The sequence below is a fragment of the Capnocytophaga sp. oral taxon 903 genome, assembly GCF_013394785.1.
Classification (GTDB): domain Bacteria; phylum Bacteroidota; class Bacteroidia; order Flavobacteriales; family Flavobacteriaceae; genus Capnocytophaga; species Capnocytophaga ochracea.
This window is the reverse complement of record NZ_JABXYW010000002.1, coordinates 364,256-382,160: the sequence shown is the minus strand read 5'-3', so window position 1 is coordinate 382,160 and position 17,905 is coordinate 364,256. Positions and strand designations below refer to the sequence as shown.

The following is a 17,905-nucleotide window of genomic DNA, read 5'->3' as shown; positions in this document are numbered from 1 at the left end:
TTATTTTACCCCAATAAAATTGAATTTATCGTCGAATTTGAGTTCTTGACCGTCGGTAAGTTCTGCTTCATATTTCTTTTTACTAAGGTTGCGCGATACTTCTTTGATAGATTCAAAAGGGAAAGTGGCACGTACGTGTGCTAATATTTTTTCGGGTACTACGTGATCGGGCACTTTGCCGTGACGAGCTTTAAGCTCTTTCCAATCACCGTCGCCGTTAAACTCTATTTCAAGTCCATCGCGGAAGATGACGGTATACTCTTCGTCGTTGTAATCGGTATCTTTCCATACCGAAGCGATGTGATCTACCAAGAAATGCTCACGCACAAAGTTGATAGCATCAGCAGGGAGGTCGTTAAAAGTTACTTTTTTGTCTTGTGCTGAAGTTGCACCAAAGGTAAGGACAGCCGTGATAAGTAATAAAAATCGTTTCATTTTAGTCGTCTATTTTTAAGAATTTACCATTTAAGTTAAAAATGAGTTCTACCCCGTTAGAAAGGTCTACTTCGTATTTAGTACGCCCTTTTTTAATTTCTTTAACGATTACATTAGGGTAGTTTTTGTGCACATACTTAGTAATTTTTGTAGGAACAATCTTGGGCGAAACTTGTCCGTTGCGTGATTTCACTTCTTTCCAATTGCCATCAGCACGAAACTCTATTTCTGTGCCATCAGCAAAGAGCACGGTGTAGTCCTCTACTTTGCCTTTCTCGGTATCTTGCCATACCGAAACGATGCTATTAGCAGAAAAATGTTGCTTAATAAAACTTTGTGCACTAGCAGGCAAAGCATCTATAGGTACAAGACCTTCGTCTTGAGCGATAGCCACTCCAAAAGCAAGTAAAGAAAAGGCTATTGTTGATAATGTTTTAAGTGTATTCATCTTTTTATAATTGAAAATGTTTAGGGCACAAAAGTAACTAAAAATAAAAAAATTACCAAATAAATGGTACTTTTTATTAGTCGTCTATTCTTAAAAATTGTCCTTTAGCATTGAATTCCAAATCGAGTCCGTTAGCGAGTTCTACCTCATAGCCATAGCGTTTCTTTTGGATTTTGTAGATATCCGTCTGAGGGTAGGTTTTCTTTACGTACTGAGCGATACCATTAGGAATGAGTTTTGCAGGTACAGCCTGAGTGCGAGTTTTCACTTCTTCCCAGTCTCCATTGGCATAAAATTCAATTTGAGTACCATCGTTAAAATACACTTTGTAATCTTGGTCGTGTATATCGTCGTCTTTCCATACCGATGCGATATCATTTACTTTAAAGTGTTGTTTCACGAAAGCTTGTGCCTTAGCCGGCAATTGTTCAAAAGTAATAGGAGTGTCCTTCGCTGATACATTTTGTACTGCTACCACAGTCAATAAAAAAGAGGCGATAATTGATACTAATTTTTTCATTGTTTAATCTGTTTTTAAGTTTAACGGGGCAAAGATACTACCTAATTTTGGAAAGAATTGGGAATAATTATCCTTCCATCTACCATCACCAGCTTTCTATCTGCCATAGTAGCCAATTCTTCATTATGGGTAACGATTACAAAAGTCTGCTGGAACTCATTGCGCAGTTGGAAAAAGAGTTGGTGTAGTTTCTCAGCACTTTCGGAATCGAGGTTTCCACTGGGTTCATCAGCGAATACTACCGAAGGGTGATTCATCAGGGCGCGTGCTACCGACACTCGTTGTTGTTCGCCTCCTGAAAGGGCATTAGGCTTATGGTCGGCACGTGAGGTAAGGTGCAAAAAGTCTAAGAGCTCCATTGCGCGTTTTTCGGCTTCTTTCCTGCCTACCCCTTTGATGAGTGCAGGAATGCAGATATTCTCCAAAGCAGTGAACTCAGGCAACAGTTGGTGGAATTGGAAGATAAAGCCTATGTGTTCATTGCGGAATTTTGCTAAGGCTTTGGAGGATAACGACAATATATCCGTACCATTAATCACCAACGACGATGGTTTATTGGTATCTGGACTGTCCAAAGTGCCTAAGATGTGTAACAGGGTAGTTTTTCCTGCTCCTGAGGCACCTACTATCGATACAATTTCGCCTTTGGCAACGTTCACCGATACGCCTTTGAGTACTTCTAAATCTTTATAAGTTTTATGAATATTTTTAGCTTGAATCATTTATTTGGCATTTTGATAGATATATACTTCGGTAGCACCTACACCGTATTTGGCGTATTCGGCATCGTAGAAAGTAACATTAGCATAACGCCCCAACAAGAATTCTAATTCAGTGCGCAATACGCCTTCGCCTACTCCGTGAATAAATACTACGCGTTGGATACGCTGTGCAATGGCAAACTCTAACTGCCGACGAGCGGTTTCGAGTTGCAGGGTAAGCATATCGTAATTGGTCATATTTCTTGTAGAGTCAACCAGTTGCTCGATGTGCAAATCTACTTCCATTGGAGGGATGTTACGCTCTTTTTTAGTGAGTGGCGATTTGTTTTTGCGCTTGCTCACCACATCTTTGCGCAAACTTTCTTCATCTATATTTGTAAAAGCACCTTTTAGAGGTGCTTCTTCTTTAATAACTATTATTTCCTCAGGGCGGTAAGTTAATTCAAACCCCTCAGTAGTAAGCACAGTTACCTGCTGAGGCGTAAGGCGCACGATGTGTCCTTTAATGGTATCGTCTAGTACTTCTATGTAATCTCCTATGTTCACTGTGTTAATTTGCCAATTTGCTAATTATCTTCTGGGTTTCTTATTTTCGTCGCTGGGTCTTGAAAATCTTCCTCATTTCTTGAGGATAGGTTGCGTGAAATGCGATAGATACCTATCATCAGTAGGCTTATACCTATGATGAGCAATGCTTGGTCGTATTTGGGAAAAAGATAACGCGACAGTGCTACCAACACCCCTAAAATCATTAGTATGTAATTCATTTTTTATCAGGTTTTAGGTTTCAGGTACCAGGTGTCAGCCTAAAACCTGACTCCTGACACCTAAAACCTATTTAATTGCTAATATTCCTTTTGCGAGTTCAATCATTCTTGGGTCGCCGGTGTGCTTATTAGGCTCATCGGAGAGTTTTACCGTAGGCACCCACTCGTTGTCGCTGGTGAGTACTTCGGTGAGTTTCATCACTATGTTCATCGGGCGCAACCCTACATCATTAGTAAGGTCGGTGCCTATACCAAATGAGATTCCTATGGTACCTTTGCAAGCCTCAGTAATAGCTTGTACCTTCTTAGGGTTGAGTCCGTCAGAGAAGATAATGTATTTTGATAGTGGGTCTATACCCATTTTCTTGTAGTGAGCAATTGTTTTTTCGGCAAAAACGATAGGGTCACCACTGTCGTGACGCACACCGTCGAACAGTTTGCTAAATTTCTTGTCGAACTGCTTGAAAAACACATCGGTAGTATAGGTATCGGAGAGTGCTACCCCAAGGTCGCCGCGGTACACATCCACCCAGTGTTCGAGAGAGAGTGCATTAGCCATTTTGTAGCTGTACTCAGCTGCGTGGAACATAAACCACTCGTGAGCGTGAGTACCTATGGGTTTTACCTTGTATTTCATCGCAAAATGCACGTTGCTAGAACCTATAAAGGTTTGGTTGTAGCCTTCCATTAAGGTATGCATCACGATGTCGTGCACGTGATACGAATGGCGACGACGTGTACCAAACTCGGCAAATACAACGCCCAATTCTTTGTATAACAATTCTTTTTCACGAGTATTAGCGATTACCTGCTCGTCTGTCCAAGCGGTCGCTTTGGTGAGTTTATAGAAGAGCTCGCTAATTATAGAAAGCAAGGGTACTTCCCAAAGTATCGTGCGATACCAATAGCCCTCAACAGTTACCTGCAAGTCGCTACCGTTTTGTTCGATATGCACTTCCGAAGGGTCATAGCGATACCCTTCCAAAAAGTCTAAATACAGCGGACTCAAATAGGGGCAGTTATCTTTCAAAAACTGTTTTTCGACTTTCGTGAGTTTCAGTTTTGCCATATTGTCCACCTCTTCTCTCAAAGCCTCGGCAAAGCCTTTGGGAAACTCGTGTTTGCCACGGTTGATAAAGGTGTAACGTGCCTTGTTTTTAGGAAATAACTGCACTACGCCACATTGCATAGTGAATTTGTAAAAATCGTTGTCTAATAATGAGTTTAGGATTGCAGACATATATTTTCAATTAACAATTTACAATGGATAATTAGCAAGTTCAAAAAGCTTATTTTGGGCAAAGATAATAAATTAATTGCAATTATAACCGATTGCTTCCTAATTCTATTCCACCTATTTTTCGTCTTAGCTTTGGTTTAGATTCGCCTTAGGTTCGCTTTAGCTTCGATTAAAAAGGAATTAAATGTAGATAGTAATCATTTAGAATGATTTCTCTACCTGATTCAATGCATCTAAGATAATATCACAGCCTTCTTTTATTTCTTCTTCTGTAAGAGTAAGTGGAGGAGAAAGTCGTACAGCGCGGTGTTCAAACAAGAGCCAATACACAATGAGTCCCCTATCCTGACAGTAATTCACTACAAAGTCGGCGATTTCGGCAGTCTTAACGATAACCGCTAACATCAGTCCTTTACCGTTCACGCTCTCAATAAGTGGGTGTTGCAAATACTTACGGAAGAGTTTCTCTTTCTCTAAGGTTTGAGCCATCAAGTCGGTAGTGAGTAGCTGGTTGAGGGTTGCCAACGAGGCTGCTGCTATCACGGGGTTGCCACCAAAGGTAGTGATATGCCCCATTTTAGGACTGTGTGCCAAGAGTTGCATACGCTCATACGACGACACGAATGCCCCTACCGGCATACCGCTTGCCATTCCTTTACCTATTGCGATAATATCAGGGGTAAAGCCATAGTTTTGGAAACCAAAGAGCTTTCCGGTACGTCCGAAACCTGGTTGTATCTCGTCGATGATAAGCAGGGCGCCTACTTCTTCACAACGGCGTTTTACCTTGATAAGATAGTCGTTCTGGGGTTCGATAAATCCTGCTCCCCCTTGAATACTTTCCAAGACCACACCTGCTGTGCGTTCGGTGATTTTGAGAATATCGGCTTCGTTGTTGAACTCTATAAAATCTACATCGGGAATGAGCGGACGATAAGCGCGTTTGCGTTCTTCATAGCCCATTAGGCTCATTGAGCCTTGTGTATTCCCGTGATAGGCGTTTTTGGCAGCAATGAGTTGGGTGCGACCTGTAGCGCGTTTGGCTAATTTCACCGAGCCTTCAATAGCTTCCGTCCCCGAGTTTACTAAATAAGTAGTATTGAGCTCTGGTGGCAACTGCTCAGCGAGGAGTTTGCAGAAGTCTACCGCCGGTTTTTGTACGTACTCGCCGTATACCATTACGTGCATATAGGTAGCGCACTGCTCTTGGATAGCCTTCACCACCGCAGGGTGACAATGCCCTAAGGTGCAAGCCGATACGCCTGCCACAAAATCTAAATAACGTTTGCCATCGGTAGTATAGATATAGCTACCCTCAGCGCGTTCTACCTCCAACAATCGCGGATAAGGTGAGGTGGGAGCTTGATATTTTAGAAATTCTTGTTGTTGATTCATACTTTTCATTCTTAACTTTTCATTTTTCACTATTGCCCCTCTAATAATCTATCCAAGCTTACAATGTCTTGAATAAGCACTTGCCTTGCCTTACTACCTTCAAACGGGCCTACTACACCGGCGTGTTCTAATTGGTCAATCAGGCGACCCGCGCGGTTGTAACCTAATTTCAGTTTGCGTTGTAAGAGGGAAGCCGAACCTTGTTGGGCATTCACTACCACTTCGGCAGCTTCGCGGAACATAGGGTCACGCTCCGAGGGGTCGAAGTCTAAATCTACACCCTCTCCCTCAGGCCCTACATACTCAGGTAACAAGTACGCATCGGGGTAAGCGCGCTGTGCCCCAATGAAGTCGGTAATGTGTTTTATTTCGGGGGTATCTACAAAAGCACATTGTATACGTACGGGTTCATTCCCTTGCGAGTAGAGCATATCACCTCGTCCAATGAGCTGTTCTGCTCCTGAGCCGTCCAAGATGATTTTAGAGTCGATTTTAGAGCTTACCTTAAAGGCAATACGCGTAGGGAAGTTGGCTTTAATAATACCGGTAATCACGTTGGTCGATGGGCGTTGGGTAGCGATAATCAAGTGAATACCAATGGCTCGGGCAAGCTGTGCCAATCGTGCAATAGGAAGTTCTACCTCTTTGCCTGCTGTCATTATCAGGTCGGCAAACTCATCTACCACCAATACGATGTAAGGCAAAAAGCGGTGTCCCTCGTTAGGGTTGAGTTGTCGCGCTTTAAACTTAGCGTTGTACTCTTTTATGTTGCGCACTTGGGCATTTTTCAGCAGTTCGTAGCGGTTGTCCATCTCTATACAGAGGGAGTTTAGCGTGTTCACCACCTTTTTATTGTCGGTAATAATTGCTTCTTCACTATCGGGCAATTTAGCGAGGAAGTGACGTTCTATACGCTCAAATATCGAGAGTTCTACCTTTTTAGGGTCTACTAACACAAACTTCACTTCCGCGGGGTGCTTCTTGTAGAGTAGCGAACTGAGCACTACGTTTATCCCTACCGACTTACCTTGTCCGGTTGCCCCCGCCATCAGTAAGTGAGGCATTTTGGTAAGGTCGGCTACAAAAGTTTCGTTGCTAATTGTTTTTCCGAAGGCAATAGGCAGTTCCATTTCGGCGTGTTGGAATCGCGGTGCGGTAATCATTGTGCGCATATACACCATTGTAGGCTTCTTGTTTGGCACTTCAATACCTATCGTACCTTTTCCCGGAATAGGTGCAATAATACGAATGCCGAGTGCTGCCAATGAAAGGGCTATGTCGTCTTCTAAGTTCTTGATTTTTGCAATACGTGTCCCCGCTTCGGGTACAATTTCGTAAAGAGTAACGGTAGGACCTATGGTCGCCTTTATCTTCTCTATTTTAATTTTGTAATCGTTCAGCGTTTGTACGATTGTATTCTTGTTTTCCTCCAATTCCTCTTGGTTAATAACAATACCACTGTCTTTGGGGTCGTCTAAGAGGTCGAGTGTAGGGAAACGGTAATCGCTAAGTTCTAACGTTGGGTCATACTCTCCATAGTTCTCTACCAATTGCTTAGCCAGAGCCTCGGGGTCTATTGCTTCTGTTGGCTGAGTAGGCGTTACTGTAAAATCAGGTTGTTCCTCTTCGGGAATATTAGTGATTTCCAAACCTCCTTCTTGTCTATCAAGGCGCGGAATTTCCTTTTTATGGGTAAAAGGGTCTAACTTTTCGTTTTCACCCTGTGGAATGATAAAGTCTAAATCACCCTCATCAGTAGTAAATTCTATGGAGTTAGGTTCTTTTTCTATACTTTCAAAGCTGTTTTCCTCCTCATCGCCTTGCTCCTGTTCTTCTTCTCCTTCGCGTTTCAGTTTAGAGAATGTATTTTGGAAGAAAGCAACAGCCTTTTCAGTAGTGAGATTTAGTTTGAAAATGCCATAGAGTACCACAATAAGTACCAAAAGGAGTATAGTGCCCAATTTGCCCAAATAGTCTTGTAGAAAATGGTTTAGTTCATAGCCCGAAACACCTGCTAATATGGTAGCTTTCCCTCCCAAAAATCCTAAGGCGGTTGAAGTGAATACCATTAACAGAATCCCCCAGAACCAGCGGTTTAGCAAAGGCTTTTTCATATTCAGGATAAGTTTCATCCCTGAGAGAAATAGAAGCCACACAGGAAAGATAACTGCCAGTCCAAAACCTTTATATACAAATAACTGCCCCAAATAGGCTCCTATTTTACTGCCTATATTGTCAGCAATTTCTTCCCGATTGCTCAAATCTGCCCATCCACTTTGGTCAGTCTGCCACGAGAAGAAGAATGACGAAAAGGTAAATACCAAATACAGCGATAGCAGTACTAAAAATACGCCAAAAGCCAATTTGCGCTGTTGAGGTTTATTAGTATCCTTCTTCTTCTTTTGTGTTTCTTGTGGTTGTTTCTTTTTAGCCATTTATAGTTAAGCGTTTTTTCAATTAAATTTTATGTAATGTCAGTTCAATTGCGTTTTATATACTTGATTCTGAACCTCATTTATGCTAATTTCTGAGACGCAGTCTCACTCCTTGTATTTTACTTCTTCTAAAAACTGCACCTCATACAAGTTGCGGTAATAGCCGTTTTCTATTTGCAACAACTCTTCGTGATTGCCTATTTCTACTATCTTCCCTTTGTCTAATACTATTATTCTATCAGCTTTTTTTACGGTGGTAAGGCGGTGTGCAATGATGATGGACGTGCGCCCTTCGGTCATCTTATCGGTAGCCTCTTGTATGAGCTTTTCCGAATGCGAATCTACTGAAGACGTTGCCTCGTCCAAAATAAGAATTTGCGGTTTGTGTACATAGGCGCGTAAGAAAGCTATCAACTGGCGTTGTCCTGCCGAAAGCATAACCCCACGCTCTTTCACGTTGTAATAATATCCCTCTGGCAAACTCATCAAAAAGTTGTGAACTCCTATACTCTTAGCAGCGGCAATCACTTCCTCTTCGGTGATAGCAGGATTTTTCAAGGTGATATTGTTGTAAATACTATCGGCAAATAGGAATACGTCTTGCAACACGGTAGCAATGTGCTCTCGTAGCGAACTGAGAGTATACTCCTCAATGTTCACCCCATCGATGTAAATCGCCCCCGAAGTCAAGTCGTAAAAACGGTTTAGCAAATTGGTGATAGTGGTCTTCCCTGCACCCGTTGCCCCTACAATAGCAATGGTTTCGCCTTCTTTTACTTCAAAACTAATGCCGTGCAAGATTTCTTCCCCTGCTACGTATTCAAAACGGACGTCTTCAAACTTAATATTACCTTTCACCTCCTTCAACTCTCTCTCACCTCCGGTTTCAGTATCCGTTTCAGTATCCAAAATAGCAAATACGCGGTCAGAAGCGATAATGCCCATCTGCAAAGTGTTGAACTTATCGGCTATATGCCTAATAGGTCGGAATAACTGTTGTGAAAGCTGTATAAAAAGAAAGATATTCCCTAAGTCGTACACGTTATCTCCTATAATTTGCCGACCGCCAAACCACACAATCAGCGCAATGGTAATCGATACACACAAGTCGCCAATCGGAAAGAAAATAGAGTTGTACCATATCGTTTTCAGCCACGCCTGTTTGTGTTTCTCGTTTATCTTTTTGAAATTCTCCAATTCTTCGCGCTCTTGCGCAAAAAGTTGTAATACTTTAATACCCGAAATGCGCTCTTGTACAAAGGCGTTTAGGTTTGCCACTTGGTGACGTACCTCCACAAAAGCAGCGTTCATTGAACGTTGAAACCAACGCGTAAAGTACAAAATCAGAGGCATCGTAGCATAGCTGATAAGCGCTAATTTCCAATCAATCACAAACATTACAATCGTGATAACAAACATTTTCAGTATATCGCTTGCCATCTCAAAAAGCCCCGAACTGAAAATTTCGCCTATCCGTTCCATATCGTTCACCGCACGCGTTACCAATACCCCTATGGACGATTTGTCAAAATACCGCATCTTAAAGCGCAACAAGTGCGCAAAAAGCTTTTCGCGTATATCCCGTATTACCGTTTGTCCCAACCAGTTAGAGTAATAAGAAAACAGAAACTGCATCGTTACTTCCGCACATAGCAAAGCTATGAGTATGTACACAATGCGCACTAAACCCTCGTAATCCTTAGGAGTGATATAATTGTCAATCGCTACTTTTATCAGGTAAGGTTGTGCGGTCGAAAAGATAGACGATAGCACCGCAAAGAGAGCTACGGCTATAAATACCCCGCGATAAGGTTTTACAAAGCGCGACAGCTGACGAAAAGTATGTTTAGTCCGAGATGTTTTTTCTGACATTGTTTTCTTTTAAGGTGGCAAAATTACGAACTAATTCCCAAATCCCCAAATTTAACACTCGTCATTTATTCCCCGTTCCCTCTATTTCACCAGTCCTACCTCGTCACAGCCGTCCTCATTTGCTAATTTCTAAATTTGCTAATCCTCTAATTATTCCTTCTCCTTTCCGTCGCCACATTCCCCTTTTTTCGTCGCTCTCTACTCGTCACTACACCCCCTCTCCTTGGGAGAAGTCTCCGAATAGGAGAGTATGTGAACGGGGTGAGGATTCTTTTTCTTTCGCCTCGAAACCCCGTTTTTAATATTTTTAGCGCTGTTGTATGATATTATGAATCAACTTTTTACATACCCTTTCTATACCAATCGTCCAAGATTTGTATAAGCTTCCTATAAGCTCTCTATAAGCTACCTCCACCCTCCTAATAGCACTTTCTCACCAAAACTTCTCTCGACTCTCTTCCGTTCTTCTCCGTTTTCTTACGAATCCTCCAACCCTCCACATTTGCTAATCTGCTAATTTTTCCTCGCCCGTCGTGCTACGACTGCCTGTGCGGCTCGCACCTTTGGCAAAGTTGATTACTGGCATTATCTGGTATTACTGGCATTATTTAGTATTATTGGCATTATTTAGTATTATTGGCATTATCCGGTATTACTGGCATTATTTGGTATTAATTACTATTATTTTAAAATTAAAAAAATCTATAAATCCAGTAGCTCTTCTTTGCAAAAAAACTGCTACCTTTGCACCGTAGAATTTTTAAAATAACAAATTATGAGTTTAAATACCTTAGGGCTTGATAAAGCCAAAGTAGAAAAAGAAATCAGCTTGCTAAATGTATTGCTTGCCAATTATCAAACGTATTATCAAAACTTGCGCGGTGTACACTGGAATGTAAAAGGAAAACGCTTCTTTGAATTACACGTGAAGTTCGAAGAACTTTATAATACCGCACAAGAACAAGTCGACGAAATAGCTGAGCGTATTCTTACCCTTGGTGGCGTGCCTTTTCACACTCTCGAAAGCTATGTAAAGCACACTTCTGTTCCCGTAGGCGAAAACATTTTCGACGATGATAAAACCGTACGCTTGGTAATTAATACCCTTAGCGCTCTATTACCTTTGGAAAGAGAATTGTTAGACTTCTCCGACGAAATAGGTGATGAAGGGACTAATAATCTAATGAGCGACTTTGTAACCGAACAAGAGAAAACCGTTTGGATGCTCAAAGCCTACCTCAATGAAGTAATTTAATACTGAATTTTGATTAAACGAGAAAGAGGAATTGACTAAAAATAATCAATTCCTCTTTCTTTTTTTGCCAATTCATAATTAATCCCTACCTTTGCACAACTCATAACTCTTAATTGATAACTCATAACTAATGAAATATTTAATCACATCTATCCTATTCATCGCAACCACTATCCTCACCGCTCAACACAAAGCCCCTACCGATTGGGAACTCTCAGGGCTCAAAGGAAAAGTCAAAAGTCAGCGCAGTATCCCTTACGAGGTAGTTACCCAAGGAAAAACATTCGTAAAAGGAGCCATCGACCGCGATTTGGATACAGTAGTCAAAATAGGTAACCTCGACAATATTCAAAAAGATTTCAACCCCAATGGATATCTCACTCAAATGCGTTTTTTCTTCAAAAACGGCGAATTGTACAGTCGTATGGAATACTATTACAATCCGCAAGGGCAACTGTTTGAAACCCGTTACAATTCCGATAAAACCCTTTATGTCTACAACCCTGAAGGCTATCTTATCAAAGATGCGACCTACTCACCTGGGGGCTTCTTAAAAACGCATTACAACTATCAAGTAGATACCAATGGCAAAGTGCTAAAAGAGGAAACTTATCACGCCAATCAGTTAGAGTCTACCATAGCTTATACTTACAACAAACAAGGCGACCCTGTCGAGATGCGCTACTACGATGCTCAGGGCAATCTGTTGCAAAGGGTAGAAAGCAAGTTCAATAAACAGCATTTAGCCGAACGCAATCGCACTTACGACAAAGATGATAAGTTGGTGAATATTACTACCAAAAAATACAATAGTCAAGGAGATTGTATCAAACTACAAGCAGAAAATAAACTACCTCAAAAACAGAAGAATGTAGCGACTTACGAGTATAAATACGATAATCAAGGTAATTGGATTGCCAAAACGACTTTCATCAATGGTGAACCCCGACAAATTATAGAACGCACCCTCAGTTATTATGAATAACATTCACTTTTTCGGTGTAAGGCATCTGTCGCCTTCGGCAGCCTATCATTTAATTGCCTTCTTAGAGGAAAACAACCCCAAGTGTATTCTCATCGAAGGTCCTGCTGATGCTACCCCTCTGATATCTCAAATAGCGCAAAAGGGGGTAAAACCTCCTATCGCTATGCTGGGCTATACTACCGAATTGCCTATCGAAACAGTGCTCTATCCATTTGCGTCTTATTCTCCCGAATATCAAGCAATATGTTGGGGAGTAAAGAAGAAGGTAACACTTCGTTTCATCGATTTGCCTTCGGAGAATATGCTGAAATTGAAGCAGGAGCAACGCACGGAGGAAGAAGCCGAAAAAGCCAAAGATTTTTATCTATACCACAATACCCTCTACAAGCAAATAGCCGAAGAGGGGGGCGAAACCGACTATGAAGATTATTGGGAACGCCATTTTGAACACAATCTCAATCCTGATGCTTTTGCACCCACACTTGCCTTACAATCGGGTGAAATGCGCCAAATGGTCATAGATAAAGAATATAAAGATGCGCCTTTCGATTTCTCGTATAATCTCATTCGTGAGGCATATATGAAACGTGAGATTGCTAAGGCTTGCACCGAGTTCAAACCCGAAGAAATAGTAGTAATTGTAGGGGCTTACCACTTATCAGGTATCCAGAACAGCCTACCTGCTATAACTGATGACGAGCTTAAAAAGCTCCCTAAAGCTACCTCTCTACTCACCCTGATGCCTTATTCCTATTTGCGTCTCAGCAGTCGCACGGGTTACGGAGCGGGCAATACGGCTCCTTATTACTTTGAACTGATGTGGCAAGCGATGCACGAAAACACCCTCAATCAGCTCTCAGCTGTCTATCTTACTAAAGTAGCCAAAATCTTGCGTAATCAAGGGCAAAATGCCTCTTCTGCTAGCGTAATCGAAGCGGTGCGCCTTGCCAATGTGCTTTCGGCTATGAAAGGCGGTACTTACCCTGTGTTGCAAGACCTCCACGATGCAGTGGTTACTTGTTTTGGTGGGGGAGACCTTGCTGTGGTAGCCGAAGCTATCAATAAGGTAGATATCGGTACAGCTATTGGGACATTACCCGAAGGGGTGAGTCAGACGCCCGTACAAGAGGATATGAACCAAGAGCTGAAACGCTTAAAGCTCACTAACTACAAATCGGCGGTAGCGCAAGACCTCACCCTCGACCTGCGTGAGAACTTAAAAGTAAAGACCAAAGAAGCTGCTTTTATAGACCTAAATCGCTCTACATTCCTTCATCGCTTGGAAGTGTTGGGCATTCACTTTGCTACCCAGCAGCACGTACAGCAGGATAAAGCCTCGTGGGCAGAGAAATGGGTGTTACAGTGGAGTCCTGAGGTCGAAATAGAAATCGTAGAAGCTAACCTTAAAGGTGAAACGCTTGAAATAGCTACAGCTTTTGTACTCAAAGAACAGCTCAACGAAAGCACCGACCTTTCAGTAGTAGCTAAAATCATTAGGCAGGCTTGCGAATGTCAACTTACGCATATTTTTAGCAATGCGCTCAGCACCTTGCAACGCCTTTTGGTAGATAGTAATAGTTTTGCCGAAACTGCCTTTGCTGCACACGAGCTCTCGGTGCTTATACAGTACGGTGACCTGCGTCAGTTCAATCTCGAACCGCTGAAACCTATCTTGCAACAGCTTTTCCTCCGTGCATCGTTATTACTGATAGATGCTTCATCTTGTGATGACAAAGCCTCTAAACCAATTGTAGAAGCTATCAATACTATGGAGTTCATAGCCGAACAGCAATACGAATTGGTAGATACCGAAACGTGGCAGAAAGAACTCACTCACCTTGCGTGGCGTGACGATGTGAACACCAAGCTTTCGGGGGTAGCCTTTGCTATATTGTTAGAGCACAATTTAGCTACTGAAGAACAATGTGGAAAAGAAGTGTCACGTCGCCTTTCAGCAGGTGTCCCCGCCGATTTAGGTGCCTCGTGGTTTGAAGGATTTTCAGGAAGAAATAGATACGCATTGTTATCGCGTACGATTATATGGCAAGAATTAGACAATTATGTACGGCAGTTGGACGAAGAGCAGTTTATGCGCTCGGTAGTATTCTTGCGCCGTGCTTTTTCGGATTTTGAGCCCAACCAAAAGAACAGTATCGCTGAACTTTTAGGAGACCTTTGGGGTACTGGTAAAGAAGCTACTGCCGAACTCTTGCAAGAAGTGCTTACGGAAGAAGAGAGTACTAAATTAGACGAACTCAACGACTTTGATTTTGATTTTTAAATATATGAAAGAAGTATTTACTTTATACCGAAAATTGCGTGAGCGACAACTCAAATTGCTCAATAGCTTTACCCCCGAAGAATTGGCAATCATTCCTGCGGGCTTTAAAAACAATATTTTGTGGAATCTCGCTCACTGCGTAGTTACCCAGCAAAATTATTGCTATGCCAATAGCGACCTACCTACTTATCTCACCCCTGAGTTTGTAGAGCGTTATCGCAAAGGCACCATCCCCGATGGACATATTCCTACTGCTGCCGAGATAGAGGAACTAAAAGACCTTCTCATCAGCACTATAAATTGGCTCGAAACTGATTATCAAAAAGGAATTTTTAAGCATTATAACCACTATGTAACGGGCATAGAGTACGAACTCAATACTATTGAAGAAGCTATTTACTTCAATATTTCACACGAGGGGGTACATTTGGGAAGTGTGTTAGCTTTAAAATGTGCAATTACAGGAAGCAAAAAGTAATTGATTATAAATTAAATAGATGAGTAACACGAAAAGCTATTTGATTTCTGATATTGAAGTAAGTTTCCCAATTAGAAAAAAAAGTATTACCTTTGCAATCGCTATCAATAAAATTAGTTTATGAAAAAACGTACCATACTCAACCTACTGCTTATTCTTTTTGTGCTCTCTTTCTTTGTAACTCCTTTGGGGTACGAAAGTAAGATATTACTACAGCGTATCTTTGCCGGCTCGGTAGATATTATTCCCGCTGACAAAGCTCGTAAAATAGACTTCGATTGGCAACTGAAAGACCGCAATAATGTGCAGTTTAACTATTCCCAAACCGAAGGTAAGAAACCATCATTTGTATACTTCTTTTCTTCTTGGCGTGAAATCAGTGTAGCCGACCTTTATGCAGTGGAAAAACTCTACGATGCTTATAAGGATAAAGTGGATTTTTACATCATCACCAATGAGCTCCCCGAGCCAGTAGATGAAATGATGCAAAAGCGCAATTTTCATTTCAAAGTTACCTACCTCATTATCGAAGCTCCTAAAAAACCTTTTGACCCCGATAAGATTCCTGCAGGTTACATAGTAGATAAAAACGGTTATGTACGTGCTCAGAAAGACGGTATTGCACGCTGGAATAGTGATGCAGTACATCAGTTGTTAGACAGTCTTACCCAATAGCTTAACTATAAGCAAACTCTATCTCTCAAACAAAATAATTATAAAGATAGTATTTTAGATTCAATTTAAAGTACTATCTTTGCGCTTTGTAAAATCGCATCTCGGTATAAATAAGAGGAGTTTTACCTCTTATCTCTTACCTCTTATCTAAAAGCAATTATGACTAAATATACAGAAGAAGAACTTAAAGAAGAATTAGAAAACAGCGAATACAAATACGGCTTTTATACAGATATCGAATCAGAAACTTTTCCTAAAGGGCTCAACGAGGAAGTGGTAATAGCCCTTTCTAAAAAGAAAAACGAACCCCAGTGGATGACCGATTGGCGCTTAGAAGCCTTCCGTGCGTGGCAAGCGATGGAAGAGCCTCCTCATTGGGCAAATCTCAAGTTTGAAACTCCCGACTTTCAAGATATTGCTTATTATTCTGCTCCTAAACAGAAACCTAAACTCAACAGCCTTGATGAGGTAGACCCTCAGCTATTGGAAACTTTCCAAAAACTCGGTATCTCTCTTGAAGAACAAAAACGCCTTGCGGGAGTAGAAGATGAAAAATCTGCCGTAGCAATGGACGTAGTGATGGACTCCGTTTCAGTAGCAACTACTTTTCAAAAAACATTAGCAGAACGAGGCATTATCTTCTGTTCTATCTCCGAAGCGATACAAAAACACCCTGACTTGGTGCGTAAGTACCTTGGTACTGTCGTACCTAAAACCGATAATTTCTACGCAGCTCTTAACTCAGCAGTCTTTTCTGATGGTTCTTTTTGCTATGTACCCAAAGGGGTGCGTTGCCCTATGGAACTTTCTACTTATTTCCGTATCAATCAAGCAGGAACAGGACAGTTTGAGCGAACCCTCCTCATTGTTGATGAAGGTGCTTACGTCTCTTACCTCGAAGGTTGTACGGCGCCCAAACGCGACGAAAACCAATTGCACGCCGCAGTGGTAGAACTCATCGCAATGGAGGGAGGCGAAATTAAATACTCTACCGTTCAAAACTGGTTTCCTGGTGATAAAGACGGTAAAGGCGGTGTATATAACTTCGTAACCAAGCGCGCTTTGGCTGAGAAAAATGCCAAAATATCGTGGACACAAGTAGAAACAGGCTCTGCTATCACTTGGAAATACCCTTCAGTAGTGCTCAAAGGTGATAATTCTATAGGCGAATTTTACTCAATTGCGGTTACTAACCACTTTCAGCAAGCCGATACGGGTACTAAGATGATACACTTAGGCAATAATACCAAATCCACAATTATCTCTAAGGGTATTTCGGCAGGAAAATCACAAAATAGCTACCGCGGATTGGTGAAAGTAGTGCCTAATGCTAAAAATGCACGCAATTTCTCTCAATGTGACTCCCTATTGATGGGTAACCTCTGTGGAGCGCATACATTTCCTTATATAGAAGCTAAAAATCCTACTGCTCAAATAGAACACGAAGCTACTACCTCTAAGATTGGTGAAGACCAGATTTTCTACTGCAATCAGCGGGGTATTGATACCGAGAAAGCGATTTCACTCATCGTAAATGGCTTTGGTAAAGAAGTACTCAACAAACTACCTATGGAGTTTGCCGTAGAAGCTCAAAAACTCTTAGAGATTTCGTTAGAAGGAAGTGTTGGCTAATGACGAATTACGAATGACGATGGTATACTAAAAATTGCTTTTGCTTCATAAAATAAATTACTAATCATTAAACATTAAATATTAAAATATGATTCTCGCTCCTTCATTATTAGCTGCCGATTTCGGCAACCTGCAACAAGCCGTGGAAATGGTAAACGCCAGCGAAGCCGATTGGTTTCATATTGATATTATGGACGGTGTTTTTGTGCCTAATATCTCTTATGGTATGCCTATACTCTCAGTGATTCACAAACACGCTACCAAACCGTTAGATGTTCACTTGATGATTATTGACCCCGACCGCTATATTAGCACTTTTGCTAAGCTCGGTAGTGATATTCTTACTGTGCATTACGAGGCGTGTACGCACTTGCATCGCACTATACAAGCAATTAAAGCAGAGGGAATGAAAGCAGGGGTAGCCCTCAATCCGCATACGCCTGTCGCCTTGTTGGAAGATGTTATTCAAGATATAGATGTACTCTTGCTGATGAGCGTGAACCCTGGGTTCGGAGGACAGTCATTTATTGAAAATACTTATAAGAAAGTGCGTCAAGCTAAAGCACTTATTGAACAAGTAGGGGCACACGCAATTATAGAAATAGATGGTGGAGTGAGTTTAAAGAATGCCAAAGCACTTGTAGAGGCAGGTGCTGATGCCTTAGTAGCAGGCAGTTTTATCTTCAATGCTACTAACCCTACCCAAATGATTGCGGAATTAAAAAAAACAGTATTATAAATATCAATCAAGGATTAAATAACTTA

17 protein-coding genes are annotated in these 17,905 nt (G+C 41.5%); 7 read left to right on the top strand and 10 right to left on the bottom strand.

Annotated elements, in window-relative coordinates; translation table 11 throughout:
- The 10 genes from HW279_RS01615 to HW279_RS01570 form a co-directional block, all read right to left on the bottom strand.
- Positions 1-435 carry a PepSY-like domain-containing protein gene (locus HW279_RS01615; protein ID WP_178957708.1) on the bottom strand — a complete coding sequence of 145 codons (435 nt, stop codon included), beginning with the start codon at positions 433-435 and terminating at the stop codon, positions 1-3.
- Between the two features lies 1 nt (position 436).
- Positions 437-883, bottom strand: a complete 447-nt coding sequence (locus HW279_RS01610; protein WP_178957707.1) for a PepSY-like domain-containing protein — start codon at positions 881-883, stop codon at positions 437-439.
- Between the two features lie 76 nt (positions 884-959).
- Positions 960-1,403 carry a PepSY-like domain-containing protein gene (locus tag HW279_RS01605; RefSeq protein ID WP_178957706.1) on the bottom strand — a complete coding sequence of 148 codons (444 nt, stop codon included), beginning with the start codon at positions 1,401-1,403 and terminating at the stop codon, positions 960-962.
- 41 nt (positions 1,404-1,444) lie between these two features.
- On the bottom strand, positions 1,445-2,125 hold the full coding sequence (locus HW279_RS01600; protein ID WP_178957705.1) for an ABC transporter ATP-binding protein: 681 nt from the start codon (positions 2,123-2,125) through the stop codon (positions 1,445-1,447).
- Entirely contained in the window at positions 2,126-2,671 is a 546-nt protein-coding gene (locus tag HW279_RS01595; protein ID WP_178957704.1) for a Smr/MutS family protein, read from the bottom strand. It abuts the gene before it with no gap.
- A gap of 20 nt (positions 2,672-2,691) precedes the next feature.
- The gene (locus HW279_RS01590) at positions 2,692-2,892 is read right to left on the bottom strand and encodes a hypothetical protein (protein WP_009421888.1); all 201 of its coding nucleotides are present in this window, start codon (positions 2,890-2,892) and stop codon (positions 2,692-2,694) included.
- A 67-nt stretch (positions 2,893-2,959) separates the two neighbouring features.
- Positions 2,960-4,132: a nicotinate phosphoribosyltransferase gene (gene pncB / locus HW279_RS01585; RefSeq protein ID WP_178957703.1), complete on the bottom strand. Its 1,173-nt coding sequence runs from the start codon at positions 4,130-4,132 to the stop codon at positions 2,960-2,962.
- A gap of 201 nt (positions 4,133-4,333) precedes the next feature.
- A complete protein-coding gene (locus tag HW279_RS01580; RefSeq protein WP_178959015.1) occupies positions 4,334-5,527 on the bottom strand; it encodes an aspartate aminotransferase family protein in 1,194 nt (397 codons plus the stop codon).
- A gap of 29 nt (positions 5,528-5,556) precedes the next feature.
- Positions 5,557-7,962 carry an FtsK/SpoIIIE family DNA translocase gene (locus HW279_RS01575; RefSeq protein WP_178957702.1) on the bottom strand — a complete coding sequence of 802 codons (2,406 nt, stop codon included), beginning with the start codon at positions 7,960-7,962 and terminating at the stop codon, positions 5,557-5,559.
- A 105-nt stretch (positions 7,963-8,067) separates the two neighbouring features.
- Positions 8,068-9,834 carry an ABC transporter ATP-binding protein gene (locus HW279_RS01570; protein ID WP_178957701.1) on the bottom strand — a complete coding sequence of 589 codons (1,767 nt, stop codon included), beginning with the start codon at positions 9,832-9,834 and terminating at the stop codon, positions 8,068-8,070.
- Between the two features lie 775 nt (positions 9,835-10,609).
- Here HW279_RS01570 and HW279_RS01565 point away from each other — a divergent pair.
- From HW279_RS01565 to rpe, 7 genes are all read left to right on the top strand, one after another.
- Positions 10,610-11,089, top strand: a complete 480-nt coding sequence (locus HW279_RS01565; protein WP_178957700.1) for a Dps family protein — start codon at positions 10,610-10,612, stop codon at positions 11,087-11,089.
- A gap of 130 nt (positions 11,090-11,219) precedes the next feature.
- Positions 11,220-12,074, top strand: coding sequence for a hypothetical protein (locus HW279_RS01560; RefSeq protein ID WP_178957699.1), 855 nt, complete (start codon positions 11,220-11,222; stop codon positions 12,072-12,074).
- Positions 12,067-14,355 (top strand): DUF5682 family protein, encoded by a 2,289-nt coding sequence (locus HW279_RS01555; protein ID WP_178957698.1) that lies wholly within the window; start codon positions 12,067-12,069, stop codon positions 14,353-14,355. The genes HW279_RS01560 and HW279_RS01555 overlap by 8 nt, the downstream gene beginning before the upstream one ends.
- A gap of 4 nt (positions 14,356-14,359) precedes the next feature.
- Positions 14,360-14,833, top strand: coding sequence for a DinB family protein (locus tag HW279_RS01550; RefSeq protein WP_178957697.1), 474 nt, complete (start codon positions 14,360-14,362; stop codon positions 14,831-14,833).
- A gap of 120 nt (positions 14,834-14,953) precedes the next feature.
- Complete coding sequence (locus HW279_RS01545) at positions 14,954-15,508, top strand: TlpA family protein disulfide reductase (RefSeq protein WP_002673497.1); 555 nt, start codon at positions 14,954-14,956, stop codon at positions 15,506-15,508.
- Between the two features lie 159 nt (positions 15,509-15,667).
- On the top strand, positions 15,668-17,140 hold the full coding sequence (gene sufB, locus HW279_RS01540) for a Fe-S cluster assembly protein SufB (RefSeq protein ID WP_009418984.1): 1,473 nt from the start codon (positions 15,668-15,670) through the stop codon (positions 17,138-17,140).
- Positions 17,141-17,228: 88 nt separating this feature from the next.
- The gene (gene rpe / locus HW279_RS01535) at positions 17,229-17,879 is read left to right on the top strand and encodes a ribulose-phosphate 3-epimerase (RefSeq protein WP_178957696.1); all 651 of its coding nucleotides are present in this window, start codon (positions 17,229-17,231) and stop codon (positions 17,877-17,879) included.
- Positions 17,880-17,905 lie beyond the last annotated feature (26 nt).

Bases quoted from the DNA above. Each gene is read 5' to 3' on its own strand.
- HW279_RS01615 (WP_178957708.1), bottom strand. From the start codon at position 435: ATGAAACGATTTTTATTACTTATCACGGCTGTCCTTACCTTTGGTGCA.
- HW279_RS01610 (WP_178957707.1), bottom strand. From the start codon at position 883: ATGAATACACTTAAAACATTATCAACAATAGCCTTTTCTTTACTTGCT.
- HW279_RS01605 (WP_178957706.1), bottom strand. From the start codon at position 1,403: ATGAAAAAATTAGTATCAATTATCGCCTCTTTTTTATTGACTGTGGTA.
- HW279_RS01600 (WP_178957705.1), bottom strand. From the start codon at position 2,125: ATGATTCAAGCTAAAAATATTCATAAAACTTATAAAGATTTAGAAGTA.
- HW279_RS01590 (WP_009421888.1), bottom strand. From the start codon at position 2,892: ATGAATTACATACTAATGATTTTAGGGGTGTTGGTAGCACTGTCGCGT.
- pncB (WP_178957703.1), bottom strand. From the start codon at position 4,132: ATGTCTGCAATCCTAAACTCATTATTAGACAACGATTTTTACAAATTC.
- HW279_RS01580 (WP_178959015.1), bottom strand. From the start codon at position 5,527: ATGAATCAACAACAAGAATTTCTAAAATATCAAGCTCCCACCTCACCT.
- HW279_RS01575 (WP_178957702.1), bottom strand. From the start codon at position 7,962: ATGGCTAAAAAGAAACAACCACAAGAAACACAAAAGAAGAAGAAGGAT.
- HW279_RS01570 (WP_178957701.1), bottom strand. From the start codon at position 9,834: ATGTCAGAAAAAACATCTCGGACTAAACATACTTTTCGTCAGCTGTCG.
- HW279_RS01565 (WP_178957700.1), top strand. From the start codon at position 10,610: ATGAGTTTAAATACCTTAGGGCTTGATAAAGCCAAAGTAGAAAAAGAA.
- HW279_RS01560 (WP_178957699.1), top strand. From the start codon at position 11,220: ATGAAATATTTAATCACATCTATCCTATTCATCGCAACCACTATCCTC.
- HW279_RS01555 (WP_178957698.1), top strand. From the start codon at position 12,067: ATGAATAACATTCACTTTTTCGGTGTAAGGCATCTGTCGCCTTCGGCA.
- HW279_RS01550 (WP_178957697.1), top strand. From the start codon at position 14,360: ATGAAAGAAGTATTTACTTTATACCGAAAATTGCGTGAGCGACAACTC.
- HW279_RS01545 (WP_002673497.1), top strand. From the start codon at position 14,954: ATGAAAAAACGTACCATACTCAACCTACTGCTTATTCTTTTTGTGCTC.
- sufB (WP_009418984.1), top strand. From the start codon at position 15,668: ATGACTAAATATACAGAAGAAGAACTTAAAGAAGAATTAGAAAACAGC.
- rpe (WP_178957696.1), top strand. From the start codon at position 17,229: ATGATTCTCGCTCCTTCATTATTAGCTGCCGATTTCGGCAACCTGCAA.